General features: G+C 54.8%; 10 protein-coding genes. 6 read left to right on the plus strand and 4 right to left on the minus strand.

Going from position 1 to position 12,781, the window contains the following annotated elements:
* Nucleotides 1-152: 152 nt before the first annotated feature.
* Together GN111_RS28085 and GN111_RS28090 are read right to left on the minus strand one after the other, a co-directional pair.
* Nucleotides 153-1,736 (minus strand): FMN-binding glutamate synthase family protein, encoded by a 1,584-nt coding sequence (locus GN111_RS28085; protein WP_155306925.1) that lies wholly within the window; start codon nt 1,734-1,736, stop codon nt 153-155.
* 271 nt (nt 1,737-2,007) lie between these two features.
* A complete protein-coding gene (locus GN111_RS28090; protein WP_155306926.1) occupies nt 2,008-2,763 on the minus strand; it encodes a GAF and ANTAR domain-containing protein in 756 nt (251 codons plus the stop codon).
* A gap of 153 nt (nt 2,764-2,916) precedes the next feature.
* On the opposite strand from GN111_RS28090, the gene GN111_RS28095 reads away from it, so the two are divergent.
* On the plus strand, nt 2,917-4,044 hold the full coding sequence (locus GN111_RS28095) for a class II glutamine amidotransferase domain-containing protein (RefSeq protein WP_155306927.1): 1,128 nt from the start codon (nt 2,917-2,919) through the stop codon (nt 4,042-4,044).
* Nucleotides 4,045-4,253: 209 nt separating this feature from the next.
* Here GN111_RS28095 and GN111_RS28100 read toward each other — a convergent pair whose 3' ends face one another.
* Together GN111_RS28100 and GN111_RS28105 are read right to left on the minus strand one after the other, a co-directional pair.
* Nucleotides 4,254-5,387, minus strand: a complete 1,134-nt coding sequence (locus GN111_RS28100) for an NAD(P)-dependent oxidoreductase (RefSeq protein ID WP_155306928.1) — start codon at nt 5,385-5,387, stop codon at nt 4,254-4,256.
* A gap of 144 nt (nt 5,388-5,531) precedes the next feature.
* A complete protein-coding gene (locus GN111_RS28105) occupies nt 5,532-6,314 on the minus strand; it encodes a 16S rRNA (uracil(1498)-N(3))-methyltransferase (protein ID WP_155306929.1) in 783 nt (260 codons plus the stop codon).
* Nucleotides 6,315-6,423: 109 nt separating this feature from the next.
* Here GN111_RS28105 and GN111_RS28110 point away from each other — a divergent pair, with 109 nt between their 5' ends.
* From GN111_RS28110 to GN111_RS28130, 5 genes are all read left to right on the plus strand, one after another.
* A complete protein-coding gene (locus GN111_RS28110) occupies nt 6,424-6,654 on the plus strand; it encodes a ribbon-helix-helix protein, CopG family (protein WP_155306930.1) in 231 nt (76 codons plus the stop codon).
* A 5-nt stretch (nt 6,655-6,659) separates the two neighbouring features.
* Nucleotides 6,660-7,043: a type II toxin-antitoxin system VapC family toxin gene (locus GN111_RS28115; protein WP_155306931.1), complete on the plus strand. Its 384-nt coding sequence runs from the start codon at nt 6,660-6,662 to the stop codon at nt 7,041-7,043.
* Between the two features lie 11 nt (nt 7,044-7,054).
* Nucleotides 7,055-7,696, plus strand: a complete 642-nt coding sequence (locus GN111_RS28120) for a metallophosphoesterase family protein (protein ID WP_155306932.1) — start codon at nt 7,055-7,057, stop codon at nt 7,694-7,696.
* 130 nt (nt 7,697-7,826) lie between these two features.
* Entirely contained in the window at nt 7,827-9,314 is a 1,488-nt protein-coding gene (locus tag GN111_RS28125; protein WP_231715585.1) for a sigma-54 interaction domain-containing protein, read from the plus strand.
* A gap of 48 nt (nt 9,315-9,362) precedes the next feature.
* The gene (locus GN111_RS28130; RefSeq protein ID WP_231715586.1) at nt 9,363-12,773 is read left to right on the plus strand and encodes a DEAD/DEAH box helicase family protein; all 3,411 of its coding nucleotides are present in this window, start codon (nt 9,363-9,365) and stop codon (nt 12,771-12,773) included.
* Nucleotides 12,774-12,781: the final 8 nt, after the last annotated feature.

Consider the following 12,781-nt stretch of genomic DNA (forward strand, 5'->3'; position numbering starts at 1 on the left):
CTGACAGCCGGTTCAGGTCTGTGAGGTTCGGAAAGCAACGACGTTGAATATATAACTGAAACTGAAAAATAAATCAAAAAATGAGATAAACTAAAAAAGGGGCGGTGAAAACCGCCCCTTGTATTCATTCCTGCTGTATCCCCGCGGGATGATCATGCATCGATAATTTTCAACGCTTCTTCCCGGTAGGCGTTCATGACATAGGGGATTCCGGTCACGGAGGCACATTCTTCCGTCAGTGAAAAGATATCGTTTCGGGTGATGTATTCCACTTTCCAGTTTCTGGAGCCGGCCATGATCTGCTGCAGGCCGACCTTGATCTTATCCACCGCACTGAAAATTCCCACGGCGCCAAGGGGCAGCGAAGCGACTTCGGAGCCGTATTTTTCCTTGAGTACCTCATAATTCATGAAAATCTCTTCCTTGGTCGTGCCGAATTTGGATACCGTCGACGGGAGTCCGCCCTGTTCCCCTCGCAGCCATTTTTCGGTGTTTTTGCCGACCATGCCCGGAATCATCAACGCACGCCCCATGCAAACGGCTTTGCAATAGGGGGCGCCCAGGGCCAGGGCCTTAAAAACATGATCTTCGGATGAAAAACCGCCTGCAAAGGCGATGTCCGGGACCGGTCTGCCCTTTTGGGCCAGGCGGTCACACAATTCATAGGCCATGGAATGTAGGTAGATGGACGGAACACCCCATTCGCACATCATTCTCCAGGGGCTCATACCCGTTCCCCCCGGGGCCCCGTCAATGGTGAGCAGATCGATTTTAGCGTCGCTCGACCAGCGGATGGCCATGGCCAACTCCCGCATGGGATAGGCTCCGGTTTTCAACGTGATCCGTTTGGCGCCGAGTTTACGAAGTCGATCCACCTCGGCCATGAAGCCCTCCTGGTCAATGAATCCCAATCGGGAGTGGCGCTCGAACTGCTTCAGCGGTCCGGCCTTGAAGGCGGCTTGGAAAGCCGGGACCTCTGGATCCGGAGTGACGATGTAGCCGCGCTTTTTCAGCTCAATGGCCCTTTCCAGAGAGTTGACCTTGATTTCTCCGCCGATGCATTTGGCACCCTGGCCCCATTTCAGCTCGATGGTTTCGACGCCTAACTTTTCGATGACATATTCCGCCACTCCGTTGCGGGTGTCTTCCACGTTCATCTGTACCAGGATGTCTCCGTAGCCTTCGTGGAAGCGTCGATATTCTTTGACCCGGCGGTCCATTTCCGGCGATTTGGCGACTTTCCCCTTGCTGTTGAATTCGAGTTTTGGATCAATGCCGCAGACGTTCTCGCCGCACACCAGAGTAATGCCGCTGATGGCCGCGCCAATGGCGAAATGCTCCCAATTTTTGCGTGCGATATCCGTGCTGCCCAAGGCTCCTGTGAAAATTGGCACTTTCATCTTGACTTTGCTGTCGACGCCAAAGGCGGTTTCGGTATCCACGTTGGGGAAGGTGGCTTCATCGGGGTTGGGATTAATGCCATTGGCACCCATTGCGTAGCCGTTGATATTCAGGTGGGAGTAGTCGACCGGGTAATCCTTGTCCGCACCTGCAGTGATGCTGCCGAAGGGTTGCGGATAGAGCAGTTCCCGCCCCCTAAATGTGGCTCTGAATAGATCGCAGTTGCCTTTGCAGCCATCCACGCATCGGCTGCAAAGCCCGGACTGTGGTGCGACGTCACGGGAACGGTTTTTGGTTTCGAGGGCTTCGTTTGCATTGGGTCTTTGAAGATTCATGATTCCTTTCCTTATTTGTTTAGACGTTGAACCGCTATGCCACTCGTGCGAGCCGACCGGCAATGCTGCCACAAAAAAAGGCGACCTTCCTCTCGGAGGAAGGCCGCCTATCCAAAACCCAAAAAGGCGTCTTCCCCGATTCGGGACAATTCACAGACGCCTTTGTCGTTTCTTTTAGTTTTACACGCCGTTGTGTAAAAATAAGGTTCACTGAATTCAGCTACAGCTATCAACGTATTGAGTTAATGTCAATGAGTAAGTTAAGTATGGCTTATTTTGGATCTTTTTTCAGGGCGTGGGGAATGCTGGAGTAATATCCCAAATCCTCGGACAGCAAAATAGCTTCGGCGACCGCTCGCATGGATTTACGGCTGTCCATGCTTCTCTTCTGGATCCAGCGAAATGCACTGTTGGCAGTCAACCCTCTACGGCGAACCAGAATCTCCTTGGCCCTTTCAATGAGTTTTCGGGATTCCAGTTCCTCCTGGATAACCTGGGCTTTGAGCATGAGTTCCGTATTCATGATAGCCAGCGCGGCTTGGTTGGCCACTGCGGTCAAGAGATTGATTTCGGTCTTGGAAAAGGTGTGCGGGGTCGCCGTGAAACAGTTGAGCACCCCAATGATCCGCTCGTCTTTCAGTTGGAGGGGGACGCCCACCATGGAAACCAGTTTCAGCTTGCGGGCCATCTCCTTTTCCTTGAACCGTTTGCTGCGGAGTACGTTTTTGATGGTAATGGGCCGTTTGTGGGTCACCACATATCCGACGACACCTTCATTTAAATTCAAGGCGCGGTCCTTGACGTATTCCGGATCGATGGATTGCGTTGCTTTCAGTTTGATTTTGGGAGGCTTTTCGTTTTCATCGACGAGCCACAGGGAACAGATCTCTACTTCGGTGACCTTGGCCGTGACCATGACAATGAGTTTGAGCAGATCTTCTAGAAACAGGTCCGACGCGATGGCCCGACTGATATCCGTCAATGCCTTGATGTAGCCGTCGTAGGTGTGCCGGTCGCCTTTTTCCATGTCCGGATGGTACAATGGAGAAGTTCACATTTCAATGCTTTGTTTGGCGGCGCAACCGGGTGGGTGGTTTATTATTGACATTTAGCATAACTAAAATAATATCAATAAAATCACTTCAACGAATACGATTTGCAATCCCGACGAGGAGGTTCCATGTGCCGGTTGCTCGCCATCACGAGTCGCGACCCCGTTTCTCCGGAAAGGGCTATTGCCGGTCTTGCCGCCATGCGCGAGGGCTATGACGGATCGGGTGTCGGCATGCTTTTGCGGGACATCGGTGGCCCGCTCGCCAACATGAAAAATATTCCGGTGCTGTCGGGCATCTTTTCTTCGGCGGGGCTCAAGCGGTTGGACCGTTTCATGATGGCCAGGGGGTTCACCACCAAGTACAAGATCACCTTCAAGACCAACGGCCGCCGGCCGGCCGGCGTACCCAAGCGGGATGTTTACCTGGTGAGAGCCTACGACTATCCGACGGAATGGGAGGAAACCCCGGAAAACGAATTGTTGCAGCGCCTGATGCCGATCCGACTGGAATTGAAAGAGATGGGCGAAGCGGAAAAAGACATGGCCGTTTTTTCATTCTGGCCGGATACGATCATGATCAAAGAGGTCGGCGATCCAGTGGCGGTGGCCGACTATCTCCAACTGGACCGCAAGGACCTGACGGCGCGTCTGATAATGCTTCAGGGCAGGCAGAACACCAATCACGAAATCGACCTTTACGCCTGTCACCCCTTTTTTCTGGAGGGGTATTCGACCATGACCAACGGAGAGAATACCGCTTTTATCCAGAATCGAGAATTTCTTCTTTCCAGGAAGTTTGCGGGATACAGGGGGTATGTATCCGATTCGGAAGTGTTTACCCACAGCCTTCACTACTTCGTCGATTACCTGGGGCTGGATCTGGCCTGCTACAAGCATGGCATAACGCCTTTGACCGATGAGGCCCTGCGAAGCCATCCGGACGCCGCTTTTCTCACCCATCTGAAATATGCCTGCCGGAACCTTATCATCGACGGCCCGAATTGCGTGATCGGCTGCCTGCCGGACATGACGCTTTTTATGGTTCAGGACCGCAAAAAGCTGCGGCCCGGCGTCATCGGAGGCGACAACGGGACCTTCGTGTTTGCATCCGAAATGTGTGGCCTCGATGCCGTCATCCCCCAACGGAATAAAACCTTCGATTTGCAGCCCATGCATCTGGACACCGCCATCGTTCGCCCGGACCGCAGCGCGGTGGAGTTGGTCAGGCAGACGGATGCTGTGTTGGCCAATTGAGTCGGTGAGGGCTCAAAAACGGCATCTTTCGGCCCAGGTCGGCGTTCTCGCTCGGCCAAAATCCTCAACGTAACGCTGCTACGCCTGCGGTTTCGACCTCGCTGCGGCTTTAGCCTGACGCAGATCCCGCCCCGCGGGGAACCAAAATTTACCATTTCTGAGTCCTCACAGTGCGCGCCGGCAGTCTTTCCTATTTTTTTAGTTTGTATTTAGGGTGCGATTCCCAATTCGTCTGCATTGACGATACTGGGGATCGCCCGCGGGGATTGGTCGCCGAGAAAAGGCAAAATATCCGGCTTTCCCCAGAGCGGATCGCCGCGCAGCAGGCCGGCAACATTGCAGGCCGCCAGGATGGCCATGCCTTCGCGGGTCCAACGGGTCGCCGAGGCGATATGCGGGACGACAATCACATTGTCCAATTGGTCCAGACCGGCGGCCATGGCCGGTTCATGTTCGAAGACGTCCAGGCCGACGCGAAAATCCGGATGATTCCGGCAATGGTCCACAAGGGCGGCTTCGTCGATGACCGGACCGCGGCTGGTATTGATCAGGATGGCGTCGGTCTTTATCAAAGCGAGGGCGTGGGCATCGATGAGATGGTGCGTACTGTCATCCAAAACGGTGTGGATGCTCACGCAGTCTGCCGCTTTCAGCAGGGCTTCCAGATCTACTGCTCGCCGGCAGGTTACCGGCGGCAATCCCCGGGCATCACGGAATTTGCTGAAATCGGATACAAAATTTTCCAATTCGGAGTTGTCGCTCAAATCATAATAGACCACTGACATGCCATGCCCCTGAACCATCATGCAGGCATAGGCGGTGCCGATTCTGCCTGCCCCGATGATGCCCAGGGTTTTGCCATTGAGCAAATTGCCCAGAAAAAGATCGGGAAGCCAGCCGGCGTAGCAGCCCGCCCGCATGAAGCGCTCGGCCTCGCCCAGGCGTCGGGCCGCTGCGAAGGTGAGCGCGACGGCCATTTCCGCCGTAGTTTCTGTCAGCACGCCCGGCGTGTTGCCCACCGGAATGTCCGCCCGGGTGGCTGCTTCCAGATCGACGTTGTTATAGCCGACCGCATAGTTGCTGTAAGCGGTGCCTCCTGCAGCCTTGAGCGCCGTGAAAAGCGTTTCTCCCCAGGTCTCGGTGAGCTGGCCGATGGCCCCATGGCAGCGATTGCCCATGGCGGCCCGGATGGTCTCGATATCCAATACCGATTTCTCCTGACAAACATCCACCCGGCAATCGGCGGCGGCGAGAATATCGATCCATCGGCTTCCGGGCAGCGTTTTGGTGACGATGACGCGGTATTTGCCGTTGGGGTTGTGGGTGTGCCATGATTGGTTCATGGTTTGTCGTTCCTTGTTCTTCGTTTCGGTTTGATTGGCAGTGATCGGTGATCAGTGAACGGTGATCGGTGAGGCGGAAAGCCATGTCAGCAATTCCCCAATTCCTGAATTCCTAAATCTTTCAATGCCAATTCCGTTTTCCGTTCACTGTTCACTTGCATCACCCATATCACCGAATCGGTATTGTAAAACCGTAAAAGCCGCCAAAGCAGCGGTTTCCGCCCGCAAGATGCGCGGTCCCAATCCGCAAATGAGAAAGCCGCGTTCTCTGGCCATCCGCACCTCGTCTGCGGAAAAACCGCCTTCCGGCCCCACCACCGCCAGGATCGATAGGGGAGAGGGCAGGGACTGCGAAGGTAGCTTTACCGCCAGCGGTTCTCCCTCCCAGAAGAAAATTTTTAGATCGAAGCCGTCCGACGCATTGAGAACCTCCGTCAGGGAGTCGGCCGGCTCGATGGTCGGAATGCGACCACGGCGGCATTGCTTGCCGGCCTCTATGGCTTTTTTGCGCCAGCGGTCCAGCCGTTTTTCCAGGCCCCTGGCTTTGGGGCGAGAGACCGAGCGGGCCGCGTAGAACGGCCGCCAGCAATGGATGCCCAATTCCGTTAAAGGGCGGATCAGGTCGTCCATTTTGTTCTCCTTGAGAAATCCCTGGGCCAAGGTGATGCGGGTAGGGGATTCGGTGGTCAGCGGGTAGGACTCGACAATAGTGAACCGGACACGGTCCAAGTTTGCCGATACAATCTGTGCCCGGTAGCCATTGCCCGTGTCGTCGAAAAGTTCGACTTCATCGCCGTCTGAAAGGCGCAGCACCCGACAGATGTGGCCGGCCTCGGAGCCGGTGATCTCCGTGCAGGCCGTATCCACCATTTCCGGTGGGATGAAAAAACGCCTCAAAATTTTATGGTTGCTGTTTTTGTGCGGCATGCCTACCTGTTTTCACCAAAGCGGCTCACCTGTCAAGGTGATTATGGCAGCCTTGACAGGGCATCGTCGCGATGTATATGTATGATGTATATATGAAAGGAGACGGGATATGACTCGAACCCAAATCTACCTTACGGATAAACAGCGTGCAGAATTGGCGATGATCGCAAAGCAATTTGGGAAAAAACAAAGTGAAATCATTCGTGAAGCGATTGATCGTTTCATCGATCAGACCGGGCAAAGCAGGAAGGAAACGGCCTTGAGGGAAGCTGCCGGAATCTGGAAAGATCGAAAAGACCTTCCCGATTTCAGGGCGATACGATCCGAATGGGACAGGTAATGGGGATGCAGGATTCAATCCTTGTAGACACCGATGTACTGATCGATTTTTTACGCGGCGATAACAAGGCCGTTGCGTTTATTGAGAATTTTTCTTCTCGAATCATTCTTTCATCCATTGTCGTCGCCGAATTGTACGCCGGCGTAAAGGGCAGCCAGGAACTCGCAGTCCTTGAAAATTTTCTGTCTCTTTTTCGTATTGTTCCTGTAACGGCTGGGATTGCCAAAAAAGGCGGACTTTATAAACGCGATTTTGGCAAATCACATGGCGTTGGAATTGCAGACGCGATCCTGGCCGCGACAGCCGACATGGAGAAAGCCAGATTAAAAACGCTGAATGTAAAGCACTACCCAATGATCAAGGGCTTGCAACCCGCCTATAAAAAGTAACGGACCTTAACATGTTGATTTATGCTGCCGCCGACCTTCACGGGCGTCCGGAACGCCTCGCTGCCATTGAAACCCACGTTGCCACCCAACGGCCGGACCTGCTGGTTCTGGCCGGCGACCTTTCCCGCCGCATGCGACCCGATGAAGTGGCCGGGTCGCTTAGCCGTCTTTCATTGCCGACTTTTTTTATTCGGGGGAACAGCGACAGCCGGCGGCTGGAGGCCTCCCTTGGCCGGCCCCCCCGACTGCAAAACCTGCACGCCACGCGCAAGATCGTCAACGAAGTCGGTTTCGTGGGTGTCGGCGGAACCTTGCCACTGCCGTTTCACTCCCGCCTGGGACTTGCTGAAAGTGCCCTTGTGGCCCGGCTTTCCGATCTGCTGCAGCCCGGCGACGTCCTGGTGGCCCATCCGCCGCCTTACGGTGTCCGGGACAGGGTGCTGGGCCGGTTCCATGCCGGCAGCCGGGCCGTGAAACGGCTGGTGGAGCGCCGTGCGCCGGCACTGGTGATTTGCGGCCATATCCATGAACAAGCCGGTATTGAAACCCTCGGGAAAACCGTGGTGGTCAATTGTGCCATGGGCCGGTCCTGCAACGGGGTTTTAATCCGTTATGACGGCGAATCGGTGCCGGAGTGTGCCATCCTGCCGTGAAATCATTGACTTATCGACGAATCGAAAATAAAAATTCTGCAATAATACTTTTTTGGCCTAAAAAAGGTATCAATGTTGATCGCATCCATTTAAACAAAACACCAGCCACTATGCGTTCATGAAACAAATCTTGATATGCTGGATCGGTCTGACGGACGTCAGAGCCGCCAAGGAAGAAAAGCAGGCCGGGGTGGGCCCCATCGTTCAGGCCCTGGCAGCAAGGGCGTTTGATGAAATCTGGCTGATCAACGATTTGGTGGATAAAGATGCCGGACTTTACCTGGCCTGGCTTGAAAAACAAACAGAAGTGCCCGTTGTCACCCGGCGGGAGAAACTGACCAGTCCTACTAATTTCAGGGAAATTTATGAAGCCGCTGTCCGTTGCATAGAGACCGTGCAGGCTCGGCACGGAAAAGATGTATCGCTGACCTATCATATCAGCCCGGGCACGTCCCACATGGCGGCGGTCTGGGTAATTTTGGCAAAAACGCGCTTCCCGGCCGAACTGATCGAGTCGTCAACCCAGGCAGGTGTTAACACCGTCTCCTTTCCCTTTGACATATCCGCCGAATTCATTCCCGACCTTTTAAAACCATTGGACCGGCGGCTGGTCGAACTCAGCGAAGGGCTGCCACCTGAAGCGCCTGAATTTGCGCAAATCCTTTATAAAAGCACGGTGATGAAACGGCTTATCACCAAAGCCCGCCATGTGGCGCCGCGATCCGTTCCGGTATTGATCGAAGGTGAATCTGGAACCGGTAAGGAACTGTTGGCCCGGGCTATTCATCGTGCAAGCCCCCGCAAAGGCGGTTTTATTGCGGTCAATTGTGGGGCCATTCCTTCTGAACTGGTCGAAGCCGAACTGTTCGGCCATGTTAAAGGGGCCTTTACCGGTGCCGAAAAAGAGCGCCGGGGCGTATTCGAAGCGGCCGACGGCGGCACCCTGTTCCTAGATGAACTGGGAGACCTTCCACTATCCGTGCAGGTCAAGTTCCTGCGGGCACTCCAGGAAAATGAAATTGTCCGTGTTGGCTCCACAAAGCCAATCCAGGTGGATGTTCGGCTCATCGCTGCCACACACAAGGATCTGATCGCCGAAACGACTGCCGGCAGATTCCGTTCCGATCTGTTTTACCGGCTGGCGGTAGCAGTGTTGAAAATTCCACCCCTGCGGGAGCGTAAAGGGGATATCGGCTTTTTGATCGGCCGGCTCCTTGAGCAAGTCAATCTTGAAAGCGCCAACGAACCCGGTTATAAAGATAAAAAAATTTCTCCGGACGCAAAAAATTTTCTATTGCAACATTCCTGGCCGGGAAACGTCCGGGAACTCTTGAACACACTACGGCGGGCCGCCATCTGGACCACTGGCCGGACCATTACCCGCCTGGATGCCGAGGAGGCATTGATTCCTCTGGCTTCGGCCGGAAGTTCCGGCGTATTGAATCAGCCGTTGGGCGACGGCTTCAATCTCACCGACACAATTTCCGGCGTTGCACGACATTATATCGAACGTGCGCTTCAGGAATCCGGCGGAAAAAAGAGAAAAGCGGCTGAATTAATAGGATTTTCAAATTATCAGACCTTGACCAACTGGATGAAGAGACATGGCGTGGAATAAAAAACGGCATCAACGTTGCTTTATACCCTGGTCATGGGGACAATCCTGATGCCATCGACGAATTTCGAATTCATGCGGCCCAATTGGCCTGAGCTGGCCGATTTGTGCGGGTTTGCCGAGATCTATGCCCATACCGATCCGGCCAGCGCCCTGATAAAGCTGCGCAGCTTAGTCGAAAACATCGTCCAAAGGATTTACGAGGAAAACCAATTCCCGAAAGAATACAATGCCTCGCTCAACGATCTGATGACCGGCGATACCTTTCGGGCGGCGGTTCCACCGGTCGTGGTCCAGTCCTTTCACCTGATCCGCAAGGCCGGCAACCGGGCAGCTCATGGACGGCCAGTCGATACGGATGAGGCCCTAAAGGCACTGAAAGATGCCTTCGATCTTTCTCGTTGGTTTTTCGTCATCAGCGGCGGTTCCCGCGAGAACTGGCCGGTTTACCAGGCGCCGATGAAACCGGACGCGCCGGACGAAACCAAACGGCACACCCTGGCGAAAAATATCGCCCTGCAAGAGGCCCGGCTCCGAGATGTTCTCGGGGAACTGGAAGCCTCACGCCTAAGGGCCGTCACTGCCGAGAAAAAAGCCGAGGAACTGGAGCGCCTGCTTCAGACCGGTATGGCCGCGGCGGACGAACTGGCCTTCAACGAGGCCGAGACCCGCCAGCGCCTTATCGACGCCCAACTGATGGACGCGGGCTGGCATGTGGCCCCGGACGGTGAAAACACGGCGGACGTTTCCCAGGAAGAAGAAATCAAATACCAGCCCACCAAAACCGGGGTGGGATATGCGGACTACGTGCTTTGGGATGACGACGGCACACCCCTCGCCGTGGTGGAAGCCAAGCGTACCGTGGAAAATGCCGAAAAAGGGCGGGAGCAGGCGGCCTTGTACGCCGATGGCCTGGAGAAAATGTACCCTGGCGCCCGGCCGGCGATTTTCTACACCAATGGCCATGACATCTACCTGTGGGACGATGTGCAGAATTATCCTCCCCGTAAGCTGTTCGGCTTTTATTCCCGGGAGAGTTTGCGCAATCTGCATTACCAGCGCAAAAACCGCAAACCGTTGGATACCATCCATGCGTCGCCCGAAATCGCCGGCCGTCTGTATCAGCTCGAAGCCATCAAACGTGTTTGCGAGCGTTTCGGTTCCAGCCGACGCAAGGCCCTGATCGTGCAGGCCACAGGCACCGGAAAAACTCGGGTGGCCATCGCCCTGACCGATCTATTGATCCGGGCTGCCTGGGTCAAACGGGTCCTTTTTCTGTGTGACCGCAAGGAACTGCGTAAGCAGGCAAAAAACACTTTCGTGGAGTTCATCCAGGAACCCCTCACCATCGTGAGCGCCAAAACCGCCAGCGATCGGGATCATCGCATCTACCTGGCCACCTATCCGGCCATGAACAAAATCTTCCAGTCCTTCGATCCCGGCTTTTTCAACCTGATCATTGCCGACGAATCCCATCGCAGTATTTACAACCGCTATCGGGGCATTTTCCGTTATTTCGACGGGCTTCAGGTGGGCCTTACCGCCACCCCCGTGGATTTCATTTCCCGTAACACATTCCGACTTTTCGGCTGTAACGATCAGGACCCCACGGCCAACTACACCCTTGCCACGGCCATTGCCGAAGGCTATCTGGTTCCTTACGAGGTTTACACCCACACCACCCGTTTTTTGCGAAAAGGCATCAAGTACCGGGACCTCACCGAGGCTCAGCGCCGCGAACTGGAGGAGGATGGCGAAGATCCTGAAACCTTCGATTACGATGCCCGTGAGGTGGACAAGCAGATTTTCAATAAGGACACCAACCGGATGGTCCTGAGAAATCTCATGGAGAACGGCATCCGGGAGGAAACCGGCCAGCACCCGGGTAAAACCATCATCTTTGCACGCAGCCATGACCACGCCGTTTTGTTGGCCACCTTGTTTGACGAGCTGTATCCTCAATATGGCGGGAAATTCTGCCGGGTGATCGACAACTACGATCCCCGGGCTGAACAGCTCATCGACTATTTCAAGGCTTCCGGCGGCGGACGGGACGATCTTACCGTGGCCATTTCCGTGGACATGCTGGATACGGGCATCGATGTGCCGGAGATCGTCAATCTGGTTTTTGCCAAGCCAGTTAAATCCAAGGTCAAATTTCAACAGATGATCGGCCGGGGAACCCGTCTCAGGCCGGACTTGTTCGGTCCGGGCAGCCACAAGAATGTATTTCGGATTTTTGATCACTGGGGCAATTTCGATTATTTTGACGAAGTCTACGAGGAAGCCCAGCAGGATAATCACAGGCCCCTGATGCGGCAGGTTTTCGAATCCCGCCTGCAACTGGCCGAGATTGCCCGGAGCGCTTCCGAAACCGCCGTGTTCGAGAACTGCATCGAGCTGATCCGAAGGGATATAGACGCCCTGCCGGACAGAACCATTGCCGTGCGGGAAAAATGGAAGGAGAAAAAAGCCCTTCAAAACATGGCCACCCTGCGGCAATTCTCCGCCGCCACCCGGGCGTCTCTTACCACCGCCATGGCGCCTCTGATGCAGTGGGTAGATATTCGAGGACAGGCCGATATTATCCGTTTCGATGGCTTGATGACCGATTTACAGACGGCCCTGATCCAAAAAAGAGCGAATTTTCAACGTCTCAAGGAGCGATTGCTATCCCAAGTTGCCGGGCTGCGGCGAAACCTTAACCAAGTCAAGGCCAAGCAGTCCGTTATTGACCAGGTGGAACGGGAAAGCTTCTGGGAATCGGTCACGGCCGAATCCCTTGAAACCATCCGGCTGGAGTTGCGCGGCATTATGCAGTTCAGGGAAAAGACGCCGCCCCCACCCAAACCCTATCCCAAGGTCATCGATGTCAAGGACGATGGCGAGATACACGAAAAACGGGATACCTTTCTCACGGAAAACGACATGGCCGTTTACCGCCGGCGGGTGGAAGAGGCCCTTTTGTCCCTGTTCGACACCAACGAGACCCTGAAAAAAATCAAGGCCGGCGAACCAGTGAGCCGGGAAGATCTGGATGCCCTCGTCTCGCTGGTGCTGACCCGGCATCCAGATGTGGATTTGAAACTCCTCAGGGAGTTCTATCAGGGGAAAGCTTATTCACTCGAATTCATCATTCGCTCCATCATCGGCATGGATTCGGCTGCCGTGCGCGAGCGTTTCGAGAATTTCGCCAAAATCCATGCCGACCTGGACGCCCGCCAGCTCCAGTTCATGCGCATGCTCCAGGCCCATATCAGCCGACATGGTTCCATCGAACTGGAAACCCTGTACGAGGCGCCGTTCACCACCCTTTCGGCCGAGGGGATTGACGGCGTGTTCACCGATGAGCGTCAGGTCGATGCCCTCATCGGCATTATCGAAACCTTTCAGCCGGAAGCGTCCGGTTTGGCCCATGTTCCACCCGATTATTTCCAAGGAGTACCTAAACAGAACATATGATAAACGGT

Origin of the sequence: Desulfosarcina widdelii (assembly GCF_009688965.1) — a bacterium.
Lineage (GTDB): Bacteria > Desulfobacterota > Desulfobacteria > Desulfobacterales > Desulfosarcinaceae > Desulfosarcina > Desulfosarcina widdelii.

Bases quoted from the DNA above. Each gene is read 5' to 3' on its own strand.
- GN111_RS28085 (WP_155306925.1), bottom strand. From the start codon at position 1,736: ATGAATCTTCAAAGACCCAATGCAAACGAAGCCCTCGAAACCAAAAAC.
- GN111_RS28095 (WP_155306927.1), top strand. From the start codon at position 2,917: ATGTGCCGGTTGCTCGCCATCACGAGTCGCGACCCCGTTTCTCCGGAA.
- GN111_RS28120 (WP_155306932.1), top strand. From the start codon at position 7,055: ATGTTGATTTATGCTGCCGCCGACCTTCACGGGCGTCCGGAACGCCTC.
- GN111_RS28105 (WP_155306929.1), bottom strand. From the start codon at position 6,314: ATGCCGCACAAAAACAGCAACCATAAAATTTTGAGGCGTTTTTTCATC.
- GN111_RS28130 (WP_231715586.1), top strand. From the start codon at position 9,363: ATGCCATCGACGAATTTCGAATTCATGCGGCCCAATTGGCCTGAGCTG.
- GN111_RS28110 (WP_155306930.1), top strand. From the start codon at position 6,424: ATGACTCGAACCCAAATCTACCTTACGGATAAACAGCGTGCAGAATTG.
- GN111_RS28115 (WP_155306931.1), top strand. From the start codon at position 6,660: ATGCAGGATTCAATCCTTGTAGACACCGATGTACTGATCGATTTTTTA.
- GN111_RS28090 (WP_155306926.1), bottom strand. From the start codon at position 2,763: ATGGAAAAAGGCGACCGGCACACCTACGACGGCTACATCAAGGCATTG.
- GN111_RS28100 (WP_155306928.1), bottom strand. From the start codon at position 5,387: ATGAACCAATCATGGCACACCCACAACCCCAACGGCAAATACCGCGTC.